This is a genomic window from Bradyrhizobium sp. WSM2254 (assembly GCF_000472645.1).
Lineage (GTDB): Bacteria > Pseudomonadota > Alphaproteobacteria > Rhizobiales > Xanthobacteraceae > Bradyrhizobium > Bradyrhizobium niftali.
In genome coordinates this window covers 142,501-166,859 of the sequence record NZ_AXAB01000017.1, presented here as the reverse complement: position 1 = coordinate 166,859, position 24,359 = coordinate 142,501, and the positions used below count along the sequence as shown (strand labels likewise).

The 24,359-nt window shown below is 64.7% G+C and carries 20 protein-coding genes, 1 rRNA gene and 1 riboswitch (1 of these 22 running past the window's edge); of the genes, 11 read left to right on the top strand and 10 right to left on the bottom strand.

Annotated features, from left to right (window positions below):
* Positions 1 to 92 precede the first annotated feature (92 nt).
* The 4 genes from ftsE to A3M7_RS0112755 all read left to right on the top strand — a co-directional run bounded on the left by ftsE (position 93) and on the right by A3M7_RS0112755 (position 3,535).
* Complete coding sequence (ftsE, locus tag A3M7_RS0112770; RefSeq protein WP_027544305.1) at positions 93 to 752, top strand: cell division ATP-binding protein FtsE; 660 nt, start codon at positions 93 to 95, stop codon at positions 750 to 752.
* Positions 745 to 1,713, top strand: a complete 969-nt coding sequence (locus A3M7_RS0112765) for an ABC transporter permease (protein WP_027544304.1) — start codon at positions 745 to 747, stop codon at positions 1,711 to 1,713. The genes ftsE and A3M7_RS0112765 overlap by 8 nt, the downstream gene beginning before the upstream one ends.
* 321 nt (positions 1,714 to 2,034) lie before the next feature.
* Positions 2,035 to 2,739, top strand: a complete 705-nt coding sequence (locus tag A3M7_RS0112760; protein WP_027544303.1) for a YdcF family protein — start codon at positions 2,035 to 2,037, stop codon at positions 2,737 to 2,739.
* A gap of 22 nt (positions 2,740 to 2,761) precedes the next feature.
* Entirely contained in the window at positions 2,762 to 3,535 is a 774-nt protein-coding gene (locus A3M7_RS0112755; RefSeq protein ID WP_027544302.1) for a 1-acyl-sn-glycerol-3-phosphate acyltransferase, read from the top strand.
* Here the strand turns inward: A3M7_RS0112755 and A3M7_RS0112750 are convergent.
* Positions 3,532 to 4,143: a gamma-glutamylcyclotransferase gene (locus tag A3M7_RS0112750; RefSeq protein ID WP_027544301.1), complete on the bottom strand. Its 612-nt coding sequence runs from the start codon at positions 4,141 to 4,143 to the stop codon at positions 3,532 to 3,534. The two genes, A3M7_RS0112755 and A3M7_RS0112750, sit on opposite strands and share 4 nt — an antisense overlap.
* Positions 4,144 to 4,253: 110 nt before the next feature.
* Between A3M7_RS0112750 and A3M7_RS0112745 the strand changes: the two genes are divergently transcribed.
* A complete protein-coding gene (locus tag A3M7_RS0112745; protein ID WP_027544300.1) occupies positions 4,254 to 5,438 on the top strand; it encodes a DUF2125 domain-containing protein in 1,185 nt (394 codons plus the stop codon).
* A 118-nt stretch (positions 5,439 to 5,556) separates the two neighbouring features.
* On the opposite strand, the gene A3M7_RS0112740 is transcribed toward A3M7_RS0112745, so the two are convergent.
* From A3M7_RS0112740 to A3M7_RS0112730, 3 genes are read right to left on the bottom strand one after another with little or no spacing between them, the layout of a single operon-like run.
* Complete coding sequence (locus tag A3M7_RS0112740) at positions 5,557 to 6,492, bottom strand: prephenate/arogenate dehydrogenase family protein (protein ID WP_027544299.1); 936 nt, start codon at positions 6,490 to 6,492, stop codon at positions 5,557 to 5,559.
* Positions 6,489 to 7,586 (bottom strand): histidinol-phosphate transaminase, encoded by a 1,098-nt coding sequence (gene hisC, locus A3M7_RS0112735; protein ID WP_027544298.1) that lies wholly within the window; start codon positions 7,584 to 7,586, stop codon positions 6,489 to 6,491. Before hisC ends, A3M7_RS0112740 begins: the two co-directional genes overlap by 4 nt.
* Before the next feature lie 32 nt (positions 7,587 to 7,618).
* Positions 7,619 to 8,467, bottom strand: a complete 849-nt coding sequence (locus tag A3M7_RS0112730; RefSeq protein WP_011084215.1) for a chorismate mutase — start codon at positions 8,465 to 8,467, stop codon at positions 7,619 to 7,621.
* 203 nt (positions 8,468 to 8,670) lie between these two features.
* Positions 8,671 to 8,750, top strand: a riboswitch (SAM riboswitch).
* 93 nt (positions 8,751 to 8,843) lie between these two features.
* On the opposite strand from A3M7_RS0112730, the gene A3M7_RS0112725 reads away from it, so the two are divergent.
* Both A3M7_RS0112725 and metW read left to right on the top strand, forming a co-directional pair.
* Positions 8,844 to 10,055: a homoserine O-acetyltransferase gene (locus tag A3M7_RS0112725; protein WP_027544297.1), complete on the top strand. Its 1,212-nt coding sequence runs from the start codon at positions 8,844 to 8,846 to the stop codon at positions 10,053 to 10,055.
* A 5-nt stretch (positions 10,056 to 10,060) separates the two neighbouring features.
* Positions 10,061 to 10,723 (top strand): methionine biosynthesis protein MetW, encoded by a 663-nt coding sequence (gene metW, locus A3M7_RS0112720; protein ID WP_025575849.1) that lies wholly within the window; start codon positions 10,061 to 10,063, stop codon positions 10,721 to 10,723.
* Positions 10,724 to 10,852: 129 nt separating this feature from the next.
* Here metW and A3M7_RS0112715 read toward each other — a convergent pair whose 3' ends face one another.
* Positions 10,853 to 11,716 carry an alpha/beta fold hydrolase gene (locus A3M7_RS0112715; RefSeq protein ID WP_027544296.1) on the bottom strand — a complete coding sequence of 288 codons (864 nt, stop codon included), beginning with the start codon at positions 11,714 to 11,716 and terminating at the stop codon, positions 10,853 to 10,855.
* A gap of 235 nt (positions 11,717 to 11,951) precedes the next feature.
* On the opposite strand from A3M7_RS0112715, the gene A3M7_RS0112710 reads away from it, so the two are divergent.
* Entirely contained in the window at positions 11,952 to 12,737 is a 786-nt protein-coding gene (locus tag A3M7_RS0112710) for a TIGR02594 family protein (RefSeq protein ID WP_027544295.1), read from the top strand.
* 108 nt (positions 12,738 to 12,845) lie between these two features.
* On the opposite strand, the gene A3M7_RS0112705 is transcribed toward A3M7_RS0112710, so the two are convergent.
* Positions 12,846 to 13,634 (bottom strand): MOSC domain-containing protein, encoded by a 789-nt coding sequence (locus tag A3M7_RS0112705; RefSeq protein ID WP_027544294.1) that lies wholly within the window; start codon positions 13,632 to 13,634, stop codon positions 12,846 to 12,848.
* Between the two features lie 239 nt (positions 13,635 to 13,873).
* On the opposite strand from A3M7_RS0112705, the gene clpB reads away from it, so the two are divergent.
* Entirely contained in the window at positions 13,874 to 16,510 is a 2,637-nt protein-coding gene (gene clpB, locus A3M7_RS0112700) for an ATP-dependent chaperone ClpB (RefSeq protein ID WP_027544293.1), read from the top strand.
* 43 nt (positions 16,511 to 16,553) lie between these two features.
* Here clpB and A3M7_RS0112695 read toward each other — a convergent pair whose 3' ends face one another.
* Positions 16,554 to 16,994 carry a nuclear transport factor 2 family protein gene (locus A3M7_RS0112695; protein ID WP_245284225.1) on the bottom strand — a complete coding sequence of 147 codons (441 nt, stop codon included), beginning with the start codon at positions 16,992 to 16,994 and terminating at the stop codon, positions 16,554 to 16,556.
* 33 nt (positions 16,995 to 17,027) lie between these two features.
* Between A3M7_RS0112695 and A3M7_RS43975 the strand changes: the two genes are divergently transcribed.
* A complete protein-coding gene (locus A3M7_RS43975) occupies positions 17,028 to 17,840 on the top strand; it encodes an AraC family transcriptional regulator (RefSeq protein ID WP_084302086.1) in 813 nt (270 codons plus the stop codon).
* Here A3M7_RS43975 and A3M7_RS0112685 read toward each other — a convergent pair.
* The 3 genes from A3M7_RS0112685 to A3M7_RS0112675 form a co-directional block, all read right to left on the bottom strand.
* On the bottom strand, positions 17,837 to 18,100 hold the full coding sequence (locus A3M7_RS0112685) for a hypothetical protein (RefSeq protein ID WP_027544291.1): 264 nt from the start codon (positions 18,098 to 18,100) through the stop codon (positions 17,837 to 17,839). The two genes, A3M7_RS43975 and A3M7_RS0112685, sit on opposite strands and share 4 nt — an antisense overlap.
* A gap of 89 nt (positions 18,101 to 18,189) precedes the next feature.
* On the bottom strand, positions 18,190 to 19,818 hold the full coding sequence (locus A3M7_RS0112680) for a hypothetical protein (RefSeq protein WP_027544290.1): 1,629 nt from the start codon (positions 19,816 to 19,818) through the stop codon (positions 18,190 to 18,192).
* Positions 19,819 to 19,971: 153 nt separating this feature from the next.
* Entirely contained in the window at positions 19,972 to 22,026 is a 2,055-nt protein-coding gene (locus A3M7_RS0112675) for a M23 family metallopeptidase (RefSeq protein WP_025575852.1), read from the bottom strand.
* 1,006 nt (positions 22,027 to 23,032) lie between these two features.
* On the opposite strand from A3M7_RS0112675, the gene A3M7_RS0112670 reads away from it, so the two are divergent.
* Positions 23,033 to 24,359 (top strand): 16S ribosomal RNA (locus tag A3M7_RS0112670) (it continues 162 nt past the right edge of the window).

Below are 24,359 nucleotides of genomic sequence, written 5' to 3'. Positions count from 1 at the left end.
GAACCGGAAACCATAACGGTCGCAAAAACCGTTGATCGCGTGTGGCGGAGCATCGCGTCGCGGCCATCGCCCCCTCTCGAACGGAGCTGAGCTTGGTTCGGTTCGAAAATGTCGGATTGCGTTACGGTCTGGGGCCGGAGATCCTGCGCGACCTCAATTTCCAGATCCCGGCGCACTCCTTCCAGTTCCTCACCGGCCCGTCCGGCGCCGGCAAGACCTCGCTCTTGCGCCTGCTGTTCCTGTCGCACCGGCCGACGCGCGGTCTCGTCAACCTGTTCGGCCACGACATTTCGCAGCTCGGCAAGGACGAGATCGCCGACCTGCGCAAGCGCATCGGCATCGTGCTCCAGGACTTCCGCCTGCTCGATCACATGACGACCTACGAGAACGTCGCGCTGCCGTTCCGCGTCATGGGCCGCAGCGAGTCGAGCTATCGCAAGGAGGTCATCGACCTCCTGCGCTGGGTCGGACTCGGCGAGCGCATGGACGCGCTGCCGCCGATCCTGTCCGGCGGCGAGAAGCAGCGTGCGGCGATCGCGCGCGCGGTGATCTCGCGGCCGCAACTTCTGCTCGCGGACGAGCCGACCGGCAGCGTCGACCCGACGCTCGGCCGCCGCCTGCTGCGCCTTTTCATCGAGCTCAACAAATCCGGCACCGCCGTCATCATCGCGACCCACGATATCGGCCTGATGGACCAGTACGAGGCGCGGCGGCTGGTGCTGCATCAGGGACGGCTGCACGTCTATGAGTAGGCCCGACGAGCGCGGCGTACTGGTCGATCTCGGACAGGAGCGTCCGCAGCTTCCGGCCAAGGCGCGCAACATGTCGCCGATCGTGCCGCGCGCCTCGATCCACGGCCGCGCGCTGGTCGCCGTCGTCGCCATCATGACCTTCCTCGCCTCGATGACCACCGGCACGGTGTTGCTGGTCAGCGCCTCCGCCGCCGAATGGCAGTCGGATGTAGCAAGCGAAATCACCATCCAGATTCGCCCGCAGTCCGGGCGCGACCTCGAGCGCGACACCGCCGCGGTGACCGAGGCGATGCGCGCCCAAGCCGGCATCGTCGAGGTCAAGCCGTTCACCAAGGACGAGAGCGGCAAGCTGCTCGAGCCCTGGCTCGGCACCGGACTGTCGATGGACGATCTGCCGGTGCCGCGGATGATCATCGCGCGCGTGCAGCCCGGCACGGCGCTCGATCTGACCGCCTTGCGCGCCCGCGTGACGCAAGTGGCGCCCAGCGCCAGCGTCGACGATCACCGCGCCTGGATCGAGCGCATGCGCTCGATGACCAACGCCACCGTGATCGCCGGTCTTGGCATCCTCGCGCTCGTCATCATCGCGACCATCATCTCGGTGTCGTTCGCCACCCGTGGCGCCATGGCGGCGAACCGTCCGATCGTCGAGGTCCTGCATTTCGTCGGCGCCGGCGACCGCTACATCGCCAACCGCTTCCTGCGCCATTTCCTCAGGCTGGGCCTGGAGGGCGGCGTGATTGGCGGCGGCGCCGCCATGCTGGTGTTCGGCTTCTCCGAGTCGATCGCCGGCTGGTTTTCAGGGACGCCGGTCGGCGACCAGTTCGCCGCCCTGCTCGGCACCTTCTCGCTGCGGCCCTCCGGCTATGTCGTGCTCGCGGTGCAGGCGGTGCTGATCGGCGCCATCACCGCCGTCGCCTCGCGCCAGACGCTGTTCGCGACGCTGAATGATGTGGATTGAGTTGCTTTCTTCCTTCTCCCCTTGTGGGAGAAGGTGGCATAGGCCGCCTCCGGCGGCCGTTTTTAAAGACGACGCCGAAGCGAACCTTCGGCTACGGCGCCGGATGAGGGGTTCTCTCCGCGCACACGAACGTCGAGTTCGCGGAGAGAACCCCTCACCCGTCTCGCCGCTCCGCGGCGAGCCACCCTCTCCCACAAGGGGAGAGGGTGATCGAGTTCGCGGCCCGAGTGTTTTCGCTACGTTGATGGAGCCCGATAAACCGGACTCCACTTCGCCTCAAAACGTTTTAAAATCATCCGGGGAAGGGATTACCGACATCGCATGACCTCGCCGACCGACGATCGATCGCCGAAATTGCCGCGCGGCTGGCTGCGCGCAGCCGTGGTGTCGACGATCGCGTTCGCCTTCGTCGGCGCGGCGGCGGGCTTCATCGCGTTCCTGTCGCAGTTGCGCGGGGCCGAGATCGTGCCGGACCGCAAGGCGGACGGCATCGTGGTCTTGACCGGCGGCTCCTCGCGGGTGTCGGATGCGATGGAGCTGCTGGCTGCCGGTTACGGCAGGCGGCTCCTGATTTCCGGCGTGCATCCGACCTCGACCGCAAGCGACATCTCCCGCACGCTGCCGGAGAACCAGTCCTTCATGACCTGCTGCGTCGACCTCGACCGCACCGCGCTCTCGACCCGCGGCAATGCGGCGGAGGCGCGCCGCTGGGCGCAGGCGCGCCGGTTCAAATCGCTGATCGTGGTGACCTCGAACTATCACATGCCGCGCGCGCTGGTGGAATTCTCGCACGCGATGCCGGAGACGATTCTGATCCCGTTCGCCGTGGTCGGCGACAAATGGCGCGAGGAGCCGTGGTGGGCCTCGGCGTCCACCTTGCGGCTGCTGCTGTCGGAATATGTCAAGTACATCGCGGCCGAACTCAGGGTGCGGCTGGAGGATTTCGGGATTGACCTTTCGCCCGAAGTATCGGAGCAGCCTCCTGGGATGCAGCCGAAGCGGCCCGCCACCGCACAGGCCAATTGATCGGCAATTGATCGGATCGTCGATGTTCTTGATTTTCCTGCGCTCGCTCCTGTTCAACGTGCTGTTCTATGCCGTGCTGGTGTGTCTCGCGATCGTGGCGCTGCCGACCTTTGCGATGCCGCCGCGTGCCATGTTGACGGTCGCGGAATGGTGGGCGAAGGCGACGCTGGTCCTGATGCGGGTGATCTGCAACATCAAGGTGGAATTCCGCGGGCAGGAGAAGATTCCGCAGGGGCCGCTGGTGATCGTGGCAAAGCATCAGTCGTTCTGGGAAACCTTCGTGTTGCCTGGGTTCTTCCACCGCCCGATCTTCATCCTCAAGCGTCAGCTCATGCAGATTCCGGTGTTCGGTCAGTTCCTGGTCAAGACCGGGATGATCGCGATCGACCGCAAGGCCGGCGTGAAGGCGCTGCTGGACATGACGCGGCGGGCACGCGTGGCGGTGCGCAGCGGCCGCCAGCTCGTGATCTTTCCGGAGGGCACGCGCCGCGCGCCGGGCGCGCCTCCCGACTACAAGACGGGCTTTGCGCAGATCTATTCGTCCTGCGGCGTGCCGTGTCTGCCGATCGCGCTCAATTCCGGCCTGTTCTGGCCGCGCCGCACCTTCATGCGCTATCCCGGCACGCTGGTGGTGGAGTTTCTCGATCCGCTGCCGGCCGGCCTGCCGAAGGACGAGTATCTCTCCCGCGTGCAAACTGCGATCGAAGAGGCAACCGGCCGCCTCGTCGAAGCGGGCCGCAAGGAGCAGGAGCAGTTGATCGGTTCGGCCCCGAGCTACGCGCCGACCGGCAGCTAGCGACTTTCGCGGTCTTCGCTCGGAGCCGGCGCGTGCAGGGAATGCGCCTCCCCATGCAGCATCGTCGCGAGCTGATGCAGCTGCGTGTCGCGAAAGCCCTCGGCCTCGATCGCCTTCACCGTCGCGGTCACGTAGTCGCGATTGGCTCCGGACTGGCCATGCCCCTGGAGCACGTGGCGATGTTGGTCGGCGAGCGACAGCCGGCCGGCATATTGCACATGGCCGCGGTCGACGACATAAGCGAGTGCGGAGACGCGCAGCCGCGCATCGTTCTCCAGCCACACCGAACGCATCACCTCGCGATAGACCGACGTCACCTGCTCGCGTTCCCGCAAATAGGCGACGACGTCGGCGCGGTTCTCTTCGGCGACACGGAAGGCGATGCCGCGACAAGCGCCGCCGCGATCGAGCCCGAGCACCAGGCCCGGCTTCTCCGGCGTGCCGCGATGCACGAAGGAATAGACGCAGAGCGCACGATGCTCGCCGACCAGCCGCGCCGGGACACGTTCGATAAATTCGAAGCCCGGCCGCCACATCAGCGAGCCATAGCCGAACACCCAGAGGTCGCCCTTGGCTGTCGTGACGGAGGGGAGGGTGATTTCCGACATGGCCGGCACGGCTACCAGACCCGCGTCCCCAAGCGAAGCGAATTCTCCGCCTTTCGGAGCAAGCCAACCTCGCTTACATTTGACAAAATCTGGGGTCAAAGGGTCGCCGCATGTCCAATCTGACCGTTGCCGCAGGCCGCCGCCCCCGTTGGGGCCTTTTCATCGCACCCGTTCTCCTCCTGATCCTCGCCGTCGCGTGGAGCTGCTTCTGGTTCTATGCCGCTTCGCAGGCCGAGATCGCCGCGGACGCCTGGCGCGCGCAGGAGGCCAAGTCCGGCCGCATCTATGATTGCACCAAGCGCTCGATCGCGGGCTTCCCGTTCCGCTTCGAGGTCCAGTGCTCCGGCGCCAGCGTCGCCCTGGTCTCGCAGAACGCGAGCAAGACGCCGTTCACGGCCAGGCTCGACAACATCCTGGTCGTCGCCCAGGTCTACGATCCAAAGCGCGTCATCGCCGAATTCTCCGCGCCGGCGACCCTCACCGACGGCGTCACGCAAAACACCTTCGTGGTGAACTGGAGCAAGGGCCGCAGCAGCGTGGTCGGCCTGCCGGCGGTGCCGGACCGCGCCTCCATCGTGTTCGACGATCCCGTCATCAACCGGCTCGACGGCAGCGTGCAGGTGCCGCTCGCGCGCGCCAAGCAGGTCGAGCTGCACGGGCGCCTCGCGGACGGATCGCCGTCCGATCATCCCGTGATCGAGACCGTGCTCCATTTCGCGCAGGGCAGCATCCAGGGCGTGCATCCCTTGCTCGCCGAGCCGTTCGAAGCGGACACGCGCGCCAAGGTCACCGGCCTCTCCGACCTCACGCCAAAACCCTGGCCGCAGCGCTTCCGCGAGATCCAGGCCGCCGGCGGTCATATCGAGATCGTGCAGTCGCGGATCCAGCAGGGCGAGATGATCGCGGTCGCAGCCGGCACGCTCGGACTCTCGGCCAATGGCCGACTCGACGGCGAATTGCAGATGACGGTGACGGGCCTCGAGCGGGTGATCCCGGCGCTCGGCATCGAGAAGATGCTGGAAGAGGGCGTGCCGCAGGCAACCCTCGACCGCGTCGCGCCCGGCGTGAAGTCGCAGGATCTCAACAATCTGTTCGGCGCGCTCGATCGCGCCGTTCCCGGCCTCGGCAAGGTCATCAAGCAGAACGCCAATGCCGGCGTTGCCGCCGGCATCAATTCGATCGGCACCGAGAGCACGCTGGAAGGCAAGAAGGCCCGCAGCTTCCCGCTGAAGTTCGTGGACGGCGCCGTGCTGCTCGGCCCGGTCAAGGTCGGCCAGATCCCGCCGCTGTATTAAAACCTCTCTCGTCATTCCGGGGCGATGCGTAGCATCGAACCCGGAATCCATTTCACCGCGTGCGCCGTGGCCCAATGGATTCCGGGCTCGCCCTTCGGGCGCCCCGGAATGACAGGAGCTACGGCTTCTTCAGCGCCGCATGCGGCCGGCCGAAATCGGGCGCCGCCGAATCCTGGCCGATCTCGACGATGCCGCGACGGATGGCGCGGGTGCGGGTGAAGTGGTCGAACAGCGCTTCGCCGTCGCCGCGCCGGATCGCGCGGGTGAGTTTTGCCAGATCCTCGGTGAAGGTTCCGAGCATCTCCAGCACGGCTTCCTTGTTGGCGAGGAAGACGTCGCGCCACATCGTCGGATCGGACGCCGCGATGCGGGTGAAGTCCCGGAAGCCGCCGGCGGAGAACTTGATGACCTCTGACTCCGTCACCTGCGCCAGCTCGTCGGCGGTGCCGACGATGGTGTAGGCGATCAGATGCGGCAGATGGCTGGTGATCGCGAGCACGAGATCATGATGATCCGGCGTCATGATCTCGACCTTGGCGCCCATCGCCGCCCAGAACGCGCGCAGGCGATCGGTGGCCGCCGCATCGACGCCTTCCGGCGGCGTCAGGATGCACCAGCGGTTGATGAAGAGCTCGGCAAAGCCGGAATCCGGCCCTGAATGCTCGGTGCCCGCCACGGGGTGCGCCGGCACGAAATGAACGGTCTTCGGCAGATGCGGCGCCATGTCCCTGACGATCGCGCCCTTCACCGAGCCGACGTCGGAGACGATCGCGCCGGGCTTCAGCTGCGCGGCGATCTCCTGCGCCACAGGCCCGCAGGCGCCGACGGGAATGCAGAGGATGACGAGATCGGCATCCTTCACGGCTTCCGCATTGGTCGCCACGACCTGGTCGACGATGCCGAGCTCGAGCACGCGGGCGCGCGTCTTCTCCGAGCGGGCGGTGGTGACGATCTCGCCGGCCAGGCCCTGGAGCTTCGCAGCGCGCGCGATCGAGCCGCCGATCAGGCCGAAGCCGATCAGGGCGACGCGCTGGAAGTGCGGCTGTACGCTCATTTGCCGGCCATGAAGTCGCGCAAACCGTCGACGACGAGGCGGTTGGCCTCCTCGGTGCCGATGGTCATGCGCAGTGAATGCGGCAGGCCGTAGTTCTTCAGCGCCCGCAGCACGAGGCCCCGCTTGGTGAGGAAGGCATCGGCCTCGTCCGAGGTCCTGCCCTTCTCGGTCGGAAAGTGGATCAGCACGAAATTGGCGACGCTCGGCGTCACCTTCAGCCCGAGCTTACCGATCTCCTCGGTCAGCCAGTTGCGCCAGGTCTCGGTGAACTGCTTCGACATCGTCTGATGCGCGGTGTCCTCGATCGCGGCGACTGCGGCATACATCGCCGGCGTCGACACGTTGAACGGACCGCGGATGCGGTTGACCGCGTCGATGATGTGCTCGGGGCCGAACATCCAGCCGATGCGCAGCCCGGCGAGGCCATGGATCTTGGAGAAGGTGTGCGTCACCACGGTATTCTCGGTGGTGGCGACCAGCTCGATGCCCATCTCGTAATCGTTGCGCGAGACGTAGTCGCAATAGGCGGCGTCCAGCACCAGCAGCACGTGCGAGGGCAGGCCGGCGCGCAGGCGCTTGACCTCGTCGAACGGAATATAGGTGCCGGTCGGGTTGTTCGGATTGGCGAGCCACACCAGCTTCGTCTTCGGCGTCACAGCCTTGAGGATGGCATCGACGTCGCAGGTGAGGTTCTTCTCCTGTGCAATGACGTTCCTGGCGCCGACCGCCATGGTCGCGATCGGGTAGACCAGGAAGCCGTGCGTGGTCGAGATCGCCTCGTCGCCCTGGCCGAGATAGGTGTGGGCGAGCAGGTTGAGGATCTCGTCCGAGCCGGCGCCGCAGATGATGCGGTTGGGGTCGAGGCCGAAGCTGCGGCCGATGGCTTCGCGCAGCACCCGCGAGGTGCCTTCCGGATAGTCTTCCAGATGATCCGCCACGTTCTTAAAGGCCGCGATCGCCTTGGGCGAGGGACCGAACGGCGTCTCGTTGGCCGAGAGCTTGAACACCTTGCGGCCCGGCTCCGGCACCGGGCTCTTGCCGGGCGTGTAAGGCGCAATATCGAGAATGCCGGGGTTCGGCACGGGGCGGGACATCTTCAACTCCGGAATGGCAGGCGGCTCGTGACTTACGATTTCGACCCGGTCGGGGGCACCGTATAGCGCGTTGCGTGGCTGCCGACGAGGGCCGTGGAGCGCACCGAGGCCCCCGCCTCGATCAGGGCAGCCTTGATCTTGTCGATGCTGCTCGCGCTCGTGACCGAGACCAGCAGCGCCGCGCCGTCGAAGGCGGTATCGGGCACCGCCACGATGTCGGCGAGCGGCGACAGCGCCCGCGCGATCTCGGCATTCCACCCGGAGACGCGCACGCTGAAGGTCTCCACCTCCGTCACCAGGGCGCTGTCGGCGACGCGCGAGATCGCGAACACGGGCAGCGCGGCCGGATGGTCGGCGCGTTCGACGAAAGGCAGCCGCGCGATGATCTTCGGTGCGCCTTCGGCTTCCAGCTCCAGCCACCACGGGGTGCGGCTGGACGTCGCCGAGACCAGCGCCAGATCGCCCTTGGATTTCGCCACCGCCTCGACCGCCGCCTGCGCGCTGAAATGCGCGACGTAAGGCACGGTGAAGCCGAAATGGAATCGCACGGAATCGCGCATCGCGGGCTCGCTCACCGAGATGTCGGCATGCACCGCGAACGGTGCCTGCACGTACGTGAACGTCGCGATGATGACGCGCCAGATGCTCTCGACCGTGTCGAGCGGCAGGATGCCGCGATGGCGCTCCACGATCCGCCGCATCATGTCGGCCTCGCGCGCCGGCCGGAACGCCGAGCCGACCTCCTGGGTCTGCTTCACCTGGATCAGGCGGTCGATGATGTCGCCGCGCTGCATCAGGAGGCGATGCATGCCCTCGTCGATCGCGTCGATCTCCTTGCGCAATTCCTGCAACGATGGTGGCGCGGGCGGACGTTGAGACATATCTGGCAAGTGCTGTTGAGAGGCGTTCCAATGCGGGTCCATCAGGTCGGACCCGCTGCGGTCGGTGTCTTGATTAGGCAGTCGGAGCGGCGAAAGCAAAGAGAAATGCAAAGGGAAATTGGGCCTTTTCGGCTGACGCGACGGGGACGAATTTGGTCAATCCGGACCGTATCTTGACGAAAACCGTCCAAGCCGCTAGGTTTTGCCTGTTCCGTGGTCATTTGAGCCGGCCGGCTTGCAGCCACGTTAAAAAACTCGCTAAACAGGCCGGGGACGCTTTCGATCCCGGCCGAACCTATCGTTCAGGCCGGGTTTTTTATGGCCTGATGTCAGTCGCGATCGGAAGTCCGATCGCAAACGAGGTCGATGGTCAGAGATGGTTGGCGTCACGTCGATTCCCAGTCCCGCGATCAGTGCCGATGAACGGTCGCATGAGGTGGATCATCCGAGTTCGCTCGTCGCGCATTTCGGCGCCGATCAGCCGTTGTCGCTCGACTGCGGGGTCGATCTTTCGCCGTTCCGGATCGCCTACCAGACCTATGGCGAGCTCAACGCGGACCGCTCCAACGCGATCCTGATCTGCCATGCGCTGACCGGCGACCAGCATGTCGCCAATGTGCACCCCGTCACCGGCAAGCCCGGTTGGTGGGAAACATTGGTCGGTGCGGGCCGTCCGCTCGATCCGAGCCAATACTTCATCATCTGCGCCAATGTCATCGGTGGCTGCATGGGCTCGACCGGGCCGGCCTCGATCAATCCCGCGACCGGAAAGGTGTGGGGCCTGGATTTCCCGGTCATCACCATCCCCGACATGGTTCGCGCGCAGGCTATGCTGATCGACCGGCTGGGCATCGACACGCTGTTCGCGGTGGTCGGCGGCTCGATGGGCGGCATGCAAGTGCTGCAATGGACGGCGGCCTACCCCAAGCGCGTGTATTCCGCGCTGGCGATTGCCTGCTCGACGCGGCACTCGGCGCAGAACATCGCTTTCCACGAGCTCGGCCGCCAGGCTGTGATGGCCGATCCCGACTGGCACAATGGCGGCTATGCCGATCATGGCATCCATCCGCATCGTGGCCTTGCGGTTGCACGGATGGCTGCGCACATCACCTATCTCTCCGACGCCGCACTGCATCGCAAGTTCGGCCGGCGCATGCAGGATCGCGAACTGCCGACCTTCTCGTTCGACGCCGACTTCCAGGTCGAGTCCTATCTGCGCTACCAGGGCTCGTCCTTTGTCGAGCGCTTCGATGCCAACTCCTATCTCTATCTGACGCGCGCGATGGACTATTTCGACATCGCCGGCGACCATGGCGGCGTGCTGGCGAAGGCGTTCACCGGCATCAAGACGCGCTTCTGCGTGGTCTCCTTCACCAGCGACTGGCTGTTTCCGACCTCGGAATCGCGCGCGCTGGTGCATGCGCTGAATGCGTCGAGCGCGCGGGTGTCGTTTGCCGAGATCGAGACCGATCGCGGCCATGACGCCTTCCTGCTCGACGTGCCCGAATTCTTCGACATCGCCCGCGCCTTCCTGGAATCGGCAGGCAAGGCGCGCGGACTCAACGGCAAGAATAGCTCACAAGGGTAGTTAGGATGTCAGCGCAGGAAGTGCTGCCGCTGGGCGGCCTTGACTCGGAACGATCAGGTCATTTTCGCGCCGACCATCTGCTCGTCGCCGAAATGGTCAAGCCGGGCTCGAAGGTGCTCGATGTCGGCTGCGGCGACGGCGATCTGCTCCAGCTTCTGGAGACCCGCGGCATCGATGGCCGCGGCATCGAATTGTCGCGCGAGGGCGTCAACCGCTGCGTCGCCAAGGGCCTCGCAGTGGTGCAGGGCGACGCCGACACCGACCTCGTGAACTATCCCGATGATGCCTTCGACTACGTGATCCTGTCGCAGACGCTCCAGGCGACGCGGCAGCCGCGTGTGGTGCTGGAGAATCTGCTGCGCATCGGTCGCCGCGCCATCGTGTCGTTCCCGAACTTCGGCTTCTGGAAGATGCGGCTTCAGCTTCTGATCGGCGGTCACATGCCGCGCACCGAGAACCTGCCGGCGACCTGGTACGACACCGCCAACATCCACTTCTGCACCATCAAGGATTTCGTCGAGCTTTGCGACGAGATCAACGTCAAGATGGAACGCTCGGTGGCACTCGATCTCTATGGCCGCCCAGTGCCGCTGAACCTGCCCTGGTGGGTGTGGAACATGTTCGGCGAGCAGGGCGTGTTTCTGCTGACGCGCGGCGGAGGGAAGTGACGCTGTAGGCGTCATTCCGGGGCGCGCGAAGCGCGAGCCCGGAATCTCGAGGTTCCGGGTTCGCTCTTCGAGCGCCCCGGAACGACAACCATCCGGCTACGTGGCGGCGTACTTGGCGGCGCCTTCGTCTTAATGCGCCGCCACCGACCTCGGATCGCGCGCCGGCCATCTTCCCGCTTCCACCAGCGTGACGAACCGCTCCACGGTCTCGTTGAACAGCGCGGGCTCCTCGAGGTTGAGCACGTGCCCCGACTTCGGAAACATCGCAAGGCCCGCGGCCGGCAGATGCTTTTTCAAGAACAGGCTCGGCCCGACGCAGGGATCGTCCTCGTCGCCGCAGATGATCAGCGCCGGCGTTGCGACGCCCCTGATCATGTCCGTCATGGTGTAGATCGAGGGGCGGCCGCCCTGGAAGCCGCGCATCGTGCGCGCCGATCCCTTGGCATCGTGCCGCGCCAGCGCGGCGTAGAAATCGGCGTGGCCGCGCGGGTCCTTGACCAGGAACGGAATCCGGCTCGGCGCCTCGCGCGTGACTTTCGCGACTTCCGCGGAGCCGAGCGTCTCGAACTGCTCGGCGTTGGCGCGGCATTGCTCGCGCCAGGCGTCGAGATTATCGATCTCTGAGCCGGAGCCGACGCCGGCGAGCGTCATCGACAGTGCACGCTGCGGCGCGTTCAGTCCGACCTGAAGCGATGAATAGGCGCCCATCGAGAGCCCGACGAGATGCGCGCGATCGATCCTGAGATGATCGAGCACCGCGAGCGCGTCGGTGTAGAAATGCGTGTAGGTGTAGACCTCGCCCTCAGGCACGTCCGATGGCGTGTAGCCGCGCGCGGAATAGGTGATGCAGCGGTGGCCGCGCGAGAAGTAGCGCATCTGCGGCTCCCAATTGGTGTAGTCGGCCGCGAACTCATGCAGAAAAATGATCGGCGATCCCTGGCCCGCCTCTTCGAAATAGATGCGGACGTCGTCCCTGGTCGTGGCGTGGGGCATTAACCGTTTCCCTCTCTTCAAGCCGTTGTTTCGAGAATTGCAGTTAATGCTGTTGTCCGCAATGCGGCGGCAACAGACCTGCATCGACACAAAATCATCGCAACAATTACCCGAAGCGTTAATTCCCGTCGCCGCGCGGCGTCTTGTTCTCGCCACATCCGGAAGCTTTACGGCCCGGCGGATGTCGGCCGCGCACGGGCCGGCTGGGAGTGGGGGTGTCAACGAAGGATGACTAATGTTCGAGTTGTTTGCGTCTCGCCTGTCGCGTTGTGTTGTCGCGCTGGCGCTTTTCTTCGCGGCGGTCGCCGCGTTTGTTTCTCCGGCCTCGGCGCGGCCTCATCGTCATAGCGCAGAGCGGCACGCTTACGTGCATCACGCCAGCAGACATCATCACTATCGGCACCAGGCCCGCAGCTCGCGCTTCGAGCGCAGCGCGGCGCAGCTGCAGGCCGGCGGATTCATGAACACCCAGGCCAGCTACGATCCGAACGCCAACAGCGGCGGCATGGGTGACATGCGCTACGCGGGCGGCGGTGACATGAGCATCGGCGGAAACATGCGCCGCGCCGGCAAAGTGAGCCGCGCTGCCAACATGAGCCATGCTGTCAACAAGAGCAGCGCTGGCGACATTGGCAACGCCGGCAACATGGGTATGAGCAGCGGTTTCGGCGGCGGATCGGGCCTCGTGTCCGAGGCGCGCCGTTATCTCGGCGGCAACCCGACCGGGCGCGGCAGCCTGTGGTGCGCGCGCTTCATGAACATGGTGCTTGAGAAAACCGGCCACCATGGCACCGGCTCGGACATGACGAATTCGTTCGCGCGTTACGGCACGCGTGTCTCCGGCCCGCAGGTCGGTGCCATCGCGGTGATGTCGCGCGGGGGCCGGGGCGGCCACGTCGGAATCATCACCGGCGTCGACGCGCAGGGCAATCCGATCATGATCTCCGGCAACAACGGCAACCGCGTCCGCGAGGCCCCGGTCTCGCGCGGCCGCATCTATGCGTATGTGATGCCGAACTGAAGGTGACGGATGCGTAGGGTGGGCAAAAGGCGCGACAGCGCCGTGCCCACCATCTCGCAACGCTAACGGAGTTGGTGGGCACGCTTCGCTTTGCCCACCCTACGAAGCTCACACCAGCTTCGGCTCTTCCACCGCGACTGCATCCCCCACGCCGATCTCGCCGCCGGCGATCACCTCGGCATAGATGCCGCAATCCATGTGGCCGAGATGGCGCGAGAGCGTCGGCGGGATTTCGAGGTCGCGCTTTGCGGTCTCCGGATCGACATTGGTGGCCGGGCAACGGACGATGCGCTTGACCACCTGCAGCCGGGCCTGGCCGATCGCGAGCGTCTGGCCGACGAGGTCGAGCTCGGACCAGGCCGGCCAGCCCTTGACGTAGAGATTGGCGCGGAAGCGCAGGGGGTGGACGGCGGTGCCATCGAGCATGGCCTCGATCGCGCGGACGCTGTCGAGATTGATGATGGACACGACCTTGCGGGCGACGTCGGAAAAGCTGTGGTTGCGGCCTGACAGAACCTTGGGCGGGCCCTTCAGCTCGGGCTGAAAGTTCTCGCTGAAGTAGCGCTCGATGGCGGCGCGCCCGGCGGCGGTCTCCAGATCGCCGCTGGCGACGATTTGGCCGTCCTTGCGGATGGTCAGGCGGTTGGTCGCGTCCTCGAACCGGCTGTCGAGGGAAGCCAGCCGCTCATTGCGCGCCAGCATCAGAAACTGGATCTTCGGCTTCCAGGCCGGCGCCTCGGGATCGAACCCGCTCGGGCCGTTCTCGATGGCGTAGCGACGGTCGGCGGGCAGGGTTTCCCCTCGCCGCAAGGCGACGCGGGGCAGGCGCTCCGGCGTCAGGCCCTTGATTGGATAGCGATAGAGATCGGTGATTTCGGCGGTCTGGCTGGCTGTCATGCCGCTACTTAGGGGATTCGACCTCCCGGCGCCAAGCCGGCCAAACCGCGCACGAAATTGTGAACTCGCCTCTTTCACTCCCGCAAGCCGCTTCCCACATTTGCCTCAGGCCGGCGGCAACGTCGGTAAAAAACGGCCGTTACCGGTTGAGAAACGTCAATGCGGTAATGGAAAACCCAATGAAGATGCCGTGTGGAGTGCCTTAGAGGGCTCCATGGGCAGGCCGAGGGACAGAAAAGATGAACATCGAGAAATATACCGAACGATCCAGGGGCTTCATCCAGTCGGCGCAATCGCTTGCGATGCGCGAGGGGCACCAGCAGTTTTCGACCCTGCACGTCCTGAAAGTCCTCCTGGACGACAATGAGGGGCTCGCTGCCGGTCTGATCGACCGTGCCGGCGGCAATTCCCGCGCAATTCTGAAGGCGACCGAGGACGCCCTGAACAAGGTGCCGAAGGTCTCCGGTGGCGGCGGGCAGATCTATCTGGCGCCCGAACTGGCCCGCACCTTCGATGCCGCTGAAAAGGCCGGCGAGAAGGCCGGCGACAGTTTTGTCACCGTCGAGCGGCTGCTGCTCGGCCTCACGCTGGAGAAGACCAGCGAGGCCGGCGCGATCCTCAGCAAGGGCGGTGTCACCCCGCAAAACCTCAACGCGGCCATCGAGGCGCTGCGCAAGGGCCGCACGGCCGATTCGGCGACCGCCGAGAACGCCTATGACGCGCTGAAGAAATATGCCCGCGACCTGACCCAGGCGGCGCGCGACGGCAAGCTCGACCCGGTCATCGGCCGCGACGAGGAGATCCGCCGCACGATTCAAGTGCTCTCGCGCCGGACCAAGAACAACCCCGTCCTGATCGGCGAGCCCGGCGTCGGCAAGACCGCCATCGCCGAAGGCCTTGCGCTGCGCATCGTCAATGGCGACGTGCCGGAGAGCCTTAAGGACAAGAAGCTGCTCTCGCTCGATCTCGGTGCGCTGATTGCCGGCGCGAAATACCGTGGCGAGTTCGAGGAGCGGCTGAAGGCCGTGCTCCAGGAGGTGACCGGGAGCGAGGGCACCTTCATCCTGTTCATCGACGAGATGCACACGCTGATCGGCGCCGGCAAGGGCGACGGCGCGATGGACGCATCGAACCTGCTGAAGCCGGCGCTCGCGCGCGGCGAGCTGCACTGCATCGGCGCGACCACGCTCGACGAGTACCAGAAGCACGTCGAGAAGGATGCGGCGCTGGCGCGGCGCTTCCAGCCGATCTTCGTCAGCGAGCCCTCGGTCGAGGACACCATCTCGATCCTGCGCGGGCTGAAGGACAAGTACGAGCAGCACCATGGCGTGCGGATCACCGATTCCGCGCTCGTGGCCGCCACGACGCTGTCCAACCGCTACATCACCGACCGCTTCCTGCCGGACAAGGCGATCGACCTCATGGACGAGGCCGCGGCACGGCTGAAGATGCAGGTCGACTCCAAGCCGGAAGAGCTGGATTCGCTCGATCGCGAGATCATCCGGCTCAAGATCGAGCAGGAGGCGCTGAAGAAGGAAAGCGATGTCGGCTCCAAGGCCCGGCTCCAGACGCTGGAGAAGGACCTTGCCGAGCTCGAGGAGAAGTCTGCGGCGCTGACGGCGCGCTGGAGCGCGGAGAAGAACAAGCTCTCCGATGCCCAGAAGCTGAAGGCCGAGCTCGACAGCTTGCGCGTCGAGCTTGCCAACGCCCAGCGTCGCGGCGAATTCCAGAAGGCCGGCGAGCTGGCCTATGGCCGGATCCCGGAGCTCGAGAAGAGGCTTGCCGACATCGAAGCCAAGGAGAATTCCGGCGAGATGATGGAGGAGGCGGTCACCGCCAATCACATCGCGCAGGTGGTCTCGCGCTGGACCGGCGTGCCCGTCGACAAGATGCTGGAAGGCGAGAAGGAAAAGCTCCTGAAGATGGAGGAGCAGCTCGGCACCCGCGTCGTCGGCCAGGCCGAGGCCGTGCGTGCGGTCGCAACCGCCGTGCGCCGATCCCGCGCCGGCTTGCAGGACCCGAACCGGCCGACCGGCTCGTTCATGTTCCTGGGGCCGACCGGCGTCGGCAAGACCGAGCTGACCAAAGCCTTGGCGGAGTACCTGTTCAACGACGAGACCGCGATGGTCCGCCTCGACATGTCCGAGTACATGGAGAAGCATTCGGTCTCGCGGCTGATCGGCGCGCCTCCGGGCTATGTCGGCTACGACGAGGGTGGCGCGCTCACCGAAGCGGTGCGGCGCCGGCCCTACCAGGTCGTGCTGTTCGACGAGATCGAGAAGGCGCATCCTGACGTCTTCAACGTCCTGTTGCAGGTGCTCGACGACGGCCGCCTGACCGATGGCCAGGGCCGTACCGTCGATTTCCGCAACACGCTGATCATCATGACCTCGAATCTCGGTTCCGAGTTCCTGGTGAATCAACCCGAGGGCGAAGACACCTCGGCCGTCCGCGAGCAGGTGATGGGAATGGTGCGGGGACATTTCCGCCCCGAATTCCTCAACCGCGTCGACGAGATCATCCTGTTCCATCGCCTGCAGAGGAGCGAGATGGGCCGGATCGTCGAGATCCAGTTCGCGCGGCTCCAGAAGCTCCTGACCGATCGCAAGATCGTGCTGACGCTCGATGCTGCAGCCCGCGACTGGCTCGCCGCCAAGGGCTGGGATCCCGCCTATGGCGCACGGCCGCTGAAGCGTGTGATCCAGCGCTACCTCCAGGACCCGCTCGCCGAGATGATCCTGGCCGGCGACGTCAGGGACGGCGACAACGTCGCGATCTCGTCCGAAGGCAACGTGCTGACCTTCAACGGCAAGGCACCGCAAACCGCGGAGATCGCCCAGTTCGAGGCGCCGGTGTCGAAGCGGAAGTTGAACTGATAAAAATGCACGCCCTCCGCGCCAGAATCGCGGAGGGCGTTTTTCAATCCGCGAAGAACGCGTCCACCGCCGCCTGATCGCGGTCGCAGACCCAGCATTCGCTCAACAGGCCGTCGCGCACGGCATAGACCAGCAGCCGTTCCAGTTCGGCCGTGCGACCGTCCCGGCTGAACGATTCCCGCGCGAGAATGGCGCCGCGCCGCGGCCCGGCCATCAATTCGTCGATGCCAAGAAGTTTCCGGTTGGCGCGGCGTGCGACCTCGGCCAGAGCGGCAAGCGCGGCCGGCTTGCCGCGGTGGGTGCCGGCGAGCGGGTTATGCCCGGCATAATGCAGCGTGAATTGGTCGTGGTAGCAGGCGGCGATCGCGGCGCGGTCACCGGCCTGCCAGGCGGCCGCATAGCGCGCGACGGCGGCGCGGATCGCGGCGGTTTGTGGGGCGTCATCCGCCAGAACGTTTCCCATCGACATGATCTCCCGGGTCATCGGCAGCGTTGTGCCGGTGCGCTATGGTAAGGCATGACCTCGCCACCGGGCTTTCAGGAACTGGCTATCGGCACGCCGCCCAGGGTCGGGCCAATGCAGGCGCGGATGCTCGATTGGGGCGCGCGGGTGCTCTATGTCGGTCCGGCCTTCGGGTTGACGCCCCACCGCAATGCCACCGGCGTGCTGGCCGTTGCGCTCGACGGGGCGATTGGCGTGGCCGACCATCCGAGGGCACGCTCACCGTCCTATCGCAAGACGCGCAGCGTGCTGATCATGCCCAACAGCCTGCACCATTTGCGCGTGGATGCCGGACGGATGGCCTTCCTCTATGTCGATCCCTTCGGACGCGATATCGAGGCGCTTCGTTCGCGCATGAAGGAGGTCGGATCGAGGGCCGCGTTCGACATGATCGACGAGCGAGCGGTTGTCACGCTGTTTGGCGACATCGCCGAGCGACGCCTCGAATCTGACGAAGCGCGGCAGGCAGTCCGCGATAGGCTTGGAATCGGATCAAGCGCGCAGCCGGATGCAAGAATTGCTGATGCCATAAGGCGGATGCGCGAGGAGCCCGGCGGTTCGCACACGCTTGCCGAACTCGGCCGCCAGGCCGGGCTTTCGTCCTCGCGCTTTTTGCATCTGTTCAAGGAAGCCACGGGTGTGCCGCTCCGCCGCTACCGCATCTGGAGCCGGATCGGCGCGGCCGCGCGGGCGGTCGCACAGGGGCAATCGCTGACCGAGGCGGCACATGGCGCCGGCTTTTCCAGCTCCGCGCATTTCAGCACGGCTTTCCGCGACATGTTCGGCATGATGCCGTCGGAATTGTTCGCGCGGATTCGCGCGAGCTAGTTTTCCGTTGGCGCAGGGCTAGGTCCCGGGCCGTCCTCCTCGATGTCCTCGTCGATTTCGCTGAGGATGTCCACGAGCTCGCGGACGCGGCCGTGGGCGAGTGGCCGGAGATCGTTGATCATCGGCTCGTCATTGGCGAGCCAGGCCTGCGCTTCCGCCAGTTCGTCGACGGTCGCGCCGGTTCCAATGATCCGGGCGATGGTGACGTCGTCGGCCCGATCCACGGTCTTGACGATGTCGTCGCGGGAGAGGCGCCTCATGGGTGATCCTCCTGCTGTCGGCTTCCCCTCCATTTAACCGGGGAAGCCGCGTGCCGGTTCCATCGACCGGGTGCCGCCTCGGCGGGAGGCTACTTCTTCGCCACCTTGTAGATCGCGTTCTCGATGTCGGATGTGAAGTAGATGACGCCGAAGCCGCCGATGGCCACCCCTGTCGGAATGTTGGTCGGCAGGCCGCCAGGCGCGCCTGGCAGGCCGATCGGGAGATTGGCCGCGATCTCGGTCAGCTTGCCGTCGGGCGCGATCTCGATCAGCCGCTGGGCGCCGACCTCGGCCACGACCAGCTTGCCGTCGCTCGTCCGCGCGATGCCCTCGGGTGTTTTCAGATCCTTGGCGATCACAGTCTTTTCGCCGTTCTTGTCGACCCGGGACACGAGCCCGGCGAAGGCTTCGGTGACATAGACCTCGCCAGCCGATCCACCGACCAGCCCGACCGGTCCCTCGAGGCCGCCGATCAGCGTGGTGCGATCCTTGCCGTGTTCGCCGCTGACGCGGACCAGCGACTTGGTGCCGAGCTCGGCCACCAGGATGCTGCCGTCCTCGAGCACGATGGCATCATGCGGCGCCTTGAAGCCATGCAGCATGTCGCGCGTCGCGCTGGTCTTGGCGTCGATCACCTGCACGGTGCCGGTGAACCAACTCGACAGCACCACGTCGCTGCCCTTCGCGGTCGCGCTCATCGGATATTCGAGGGTGACGCCGTCGGCGTGCATGCGTGCCTTCTCGGTGACCTCGCCGGTCGCGCCGTCGATGGTGCGATAGGCGAACACGTCGGCGAGGTGGAGCGTGTCCTTGCCGTTGTCGGTGGTGACGCCGATGCCGCCGGGCAGCGCCAGCTTGCCCATGATGATCTGTTTGGCCTGGCCGGTCGCGGGATCGACCTCCTGAATGCCGTTGTCGGCCATGTTGGAGACGTAGATGCGGTCCTTGTCGTCGATCGCGAGGTTGTCCAGCGACGGCTTCAGCTGTGCGACCATGGCCTTGGCGCCCGACTTGGGATCGACCCGCACCAGCTGGCCGAGCGCGGTGTCGACCACCCAGAGATTGCCCTTGGAATCGAAATTCACCGCGGCCGGGACCTTGAAGCCGTCGGCGACCACGGTCAGCTCGGCCTTGTCGACGTCGACCTTGGCGACCTGTCCCTTGAACCACAGCGGACCGTAGAGCTTGTCGTCGGGGCCGAACTCAAAGCCGTTGAGGCCGCCCATCTTCTCCATGATCTGGCGCGGCGGTTTGACGCCCTCGACGTCGATCTCGTAGAGCGTGTCGCCGAGGAAAACGGTCGTGGCGTAGAGCCTGCCGTCCTTGCGGAAGGCGAGCGAATTGATGCCGGGAAGACCGGAGGCGAGCTTCTTGATCGGGCCATCGCCCTTGCGCGAATAGAGGTCGCCGGTGAGGAAACCGGTCCAGGCCATGGTGCCATCGGGCGCGAATGCGATGTCGTCGGCCATCCCGATCGGAGCAGGGATTGCAACCTTGGCGGTACCGCCGGCGATGTCCACCTCGTAGAGCATGGCGCCGGCGACGCTGCCGGCAAACAGATGGCCGACCTTGTCGACCCCGAGCCCATGCACGCCGTGGAACGCCGAACCGGGGACGAGTTTCTTGACCTCCCAAGTCGCCGGTACTGTCTGGGCCGATGCGCTCGTGGCGCAGACGATCGCAGCAACGACCGCTGCGCAGGCAAGCCTGTTCTTCATGCGTGACCTCCCATTTTTGGAAAGTATTCGCCCCTCATGCGGCTTTGGCAAACGAAACTTGACGTTGTTACGCCGTAAAGCGGGCTCGCTCCGAAAGCGTCCCATTCAGCCGTGTCGATGAAGATGTCCGGTCGATGTCGGCCGGTTGCCGGCTTACCGGTTGGTGACCTGCAACGGTCCGCCGGTCGCATCCGAGATGCGGGCGATGGCGCCGCCCCGGCCGCTCATCATGCCGTCGAGCCGGTCGCGCTCCTTCTCGAAGCCGGCGAGCATCGGGCCTTCCAGCGAGCGGCCGCGCGGCAGTTTCACGCGCAGCGGATCGACGAAGCGGCCGTTGACCAGGATTTCGTAATGGACGTGCGGTCCGGTCGACGCGCCGGTCGAACCGACGAAGCCGATCACCTGGCCCTGCCGCACCTTCTTGCCGATCTCCATGCCCTTGGCGAAGGCCGACATGTGGCCGTAGGCGGTCTCGTAGCCGTTGTTGTGCTTGATGCGGATGTACTTGCCATAGCCGCCTTCGGGGCCGGCCTTCTCGATCACGCCGTTGCCGGAGGCGAAGATCGGCGTGCCGTAGGCGGTGGCCCAGTCGACGCCGGTGTGCATCTTCACGTAGCCGAGGATCGGATGGCGGCGGCCGCCGAAGCCGGAGCGCATGATGGCGTTGTTGACGGGTTTCCTGACCAGGAACTTCTTCGCGCTCTTGCCGCTCTCGTCGTAGTAATCGACCACGCCGTCGTCAGGGCTCTGGTAGCGGTAGTATTTCTTGGTCTCGCCGCCGACCGTGAGCGAAGCGAACAGCACGTCGTTCTTTTCGCTCGACGTCACGCCCTCGTCTTCGCCGGCATAGAACACGTCGAAGGAATCGCCCGGCTGCACCTTGCGCTGGAAATCGACGTCGTAGGAGTAGATCTTGATCATGTCGTCGATGACCGGCATCGGCACTTTGTTGCGCATCGCGGTCTCGTAGATGCTCTGGTAGAGCCGCACGCCGGTGCCGTCGTCATCGTCATCGTCGTCGCTGTTGGCGTTGGCCGTGGCGTCGGCGACAGTGTTCATGCTGGAGACGTCGACCGCGACGTATTTGCCGAGGTCGGACAAAGCTGCGATCGCCTCGACCACCGTGTCGTTTGCAACCACGACGCGATAAGGCTGGAGGCGGGCGCCAGGGCTTGCCGGCGCCATCAGGATGCGGAGCTTCTCGCCTTCCTTCAGGCCGCCGTCGCGGCCGCGGGGACCGAGCGTTGCGGTGATCGCCTTGATCTCGTCGGCGGTCGCGCCGAGATCGCGCAGGACGGAGCCGACGCTGTCGCCCTTCTTGACCAGATGGACGCGCTCGCCGTTCGGATTGCCGCCGGTGATCTGCTCCTTGGTCTTCGGCAGCAGCGTGACGTTTTCCGGCACCACGCGGGTCTCGAAGCCGGCATAGGGATCGGACGGCGACACTTCGGTGGCGTAGGCCATCTTCATGTCGGTCGCGCCGGAAACGTCGGCGGTGGCATTGGCGAGCGAGGCGTAGCGCACCCCGCCATTGCCGCGCCAGTTGGCGGCATCGCGGACCCGCATCAGGATGTCGTCGAGCGCCACCACCGCGGAAATCTTGGCCTTCGGCAGCACCGGCGACAGGTCCTTGGTGACGAAGGAGACCTCGGCGTCGGGTTCGACCGCTTCAGGGTTATTGGGATCGTCGGCGGCGGTCTTCGGATCGGAGCCGACGTCGGTGAGAAGGCGCTGGGCGTTGAACGGCGGAATTTTCGCCGACAGGTCGCTCGTGGTCATCGACAGATTGCCGGCGATCCGGACGAAGGGACGCACTCGCATCACGTCGCGATTGCCGACGCGGGCCACCGTGGAGACGCGCACGATGTTGCGCGAGGCCGTGGATTCGTTCGGCGGCGGCAGGCGGTCGCTCTTGTGCAGGGTAGCGGCGCGATCAGCTGCGCCAAATGCACCGCGCAGCGCGCCTTCGACCCGCTCCGGCACCTTGGCGAAGGTCATCTCGCCGTCGAGCGAAGCGAAAACGGCGCCGCCGATCAGGGCTGCGCCGCAAAGTCCGGTCAGAATTGTCCCGCTGAACCATTGTACCGAAACACGACGGCGATCGATGACGGCAGCTTCGGAACCATCGACGGAAAGCGGCGGCTCGTGGCCGAGATCGATGATCCCGGTCTCACGCCCGTAAGCGCCGCGTGACGTCCTGTGGTTCAACCCAAGTCCCCCAATCAACGACCCAAGAGGCCCATACCAGCCTGGTTTCGAGCCCTTTCCTGGCCGCCCTCTTGGAGGGGCATCGCAGGAAACGGCAAGCCGCACAGGCGTCCGCGGTCAGAAGGCCCTGATGACACGGGCCGGCCGAAATTACGAACAGCTAAGCGGAAAAAGATCTCTCGATGTCTCTCGAATGTCTGAAGAAGGCCGCTTCATCGTATGATCGCCCTCCTCTGACCCCACGCAAACCGCCGGCAGCCCCCACTGGCATCCCCGCGATTCAAGCTAGTCTCATATCAGAACGCCGCGGGATTGTGGCTCTAGTACGGCGCCTAATAGGGAAAAAGTTTCCTGAAGGGACGGGCGCTGGGGGCCGTCCGGGGAGGGCGCCCGAAGCCGCTTCCGGAGCCCCTCCCGAGCCCCCAGGGGCGCAAACTTTTTTTGAGATTTTTTGCCACCCGGCTTCGGTTGGCGCGCTAGAGCCTCCGCTAATCGACTGGAATCGTTGTAATTTTTTCGACAATCCACTGTGCGACGATTTGTTGACGATTGGCGTTGACAGCCCGGAAGGTGGGGCCTATAACCCCAACCACTGAGCGCGGCGCCGCCGGGTCACTGACCAAGGCGAGCGAACGCGCCACTGATGCTCCTCACCTTGTTGAGTGACACAACAGCCGACTCCAGTCGGTTGGAGTTCATCCATCGTCGGTAAGGGTGTCGGAACCCTTCCTCTCAGGAAGGTTGGGGCCTCTCCGGTCCCGGGCTGTTTGACAAGTGAAGATGAAGAAAGAGAAACGTGGACGGCGGAGTCCTTGCGCCTCTCGGAATACTTAAGAGCTTCGGCTTTTGAGTTCTGAGAGGGGACGAAAGACTTCGGCGGTACACGTTTTAAAGGAAACACCATCGTTGCCAGCGATGTGAATCGCAGGCAGCTCGTCGATTTCGGTCGATGAAAAATGGTGGGACCTCGTCAAACGTTGTGATCAGCCGGTTCAAAGTTCAAGTCCAACTTGAGAGTTTGATCCTGGCTCAGAGCGAACGCTGGCGGCAGGCTTAACACATGCAAGTCGAGCGGGCGTAGCAATACGTCAGCGGCAGACGGGTGAGTAACGCGTGGGAACGTACCTTTTGGTTCGGAACAACACAGGGAAACTTGTGCTAATACCGGATAAGCCCTTACGGGGAAAGATTTATCGCCGAAAGATCGGCCCGCGTCTGATTAGCTAGTTGGTAGGGTAACGGCCTACCAAGGCGACGATCAGTAGCTGGTCTGAGAGGATGATCAGCCACATTGGGACTGAGACACGGCCCAAACTCCTACGGGAGGCAGCAGTGGGGAATATTGGACAATGGGGGCAACCCTGATCCAGCCATGCCGCGTGAGTGATGAAGGCCCTAGGGTTGTAAAGCTCTTTTGTGCGGGAAGATAATGACGGTACCGCAAGAATAAGCCCCGGCTAACTTCGTGCCAGCAGCCGCGGTAATACGAAGGGGGCTAGCGTTGCTCGGAATCACTGGGCGTAAAGGGTGCGTAGGCGGGTCTTTAAGTCAGGGGTGAAATCCTGGAGCTCAACTCCAGAACTGCCTTTGATACTGAAGATCTTGAGTTCGGGAGAGGTGAGTGGAACTGCGAGTGTAGAGGTGAAATTCGTAGATATTCGCAAGAACACCAGTGGCGAAGGCGGCTCACTGGCCCGATACTGACGCTGAGGCACGAAAGCGTGGGGAGCAAACAGGATTAGATACCCTGGTAGTCCACGCCGTAAACGATGAATGCCAGCCGTTAGTGGGTTTACTCACTAGTGGCGCAGCTAACGCTTTAAGCATTCCGCCTGGGGAGTACGGTCGCAAGATTAAAACTCAAAGGAATTGACGGGGGCCCGCACAAGCGGTGGAGCATGTGGTTTAATTCGACGCAACGCGCAGAACCTTACCAGCCCTTGACATGTCCAGGACCGGTCGCAGAGATGTGACCTTCTCTTCGGAGCCTGGAACACAGGTGCTGCATGGCTGTCGTCAGCTCGTGTCGTGAGATGTTGGGTTAAGTCCCGCAACGAGCGCAACCCCCGTCCTTAGTTGCTACCATTTAGTTGAGCACTCTAAGGAGACTGCCGGTGATAAGCCGCGAGGAAGGTGGGGATGACGTCAAGTCCTCATGGCCCTTACGGGCTGGGCTACACACGTGCTACAATGGCGGTGACAATGGGATGCTAAGGGGCGACCCTTCGCAAATCTCAAAAAGCCGTCTCAGTTCGGATTGGGCTCTGCAACTCGAGCCCATGAAGTTGGAATCGCTAGTAATCGTGGATCAGCACGCCACGGTGAATACGTTC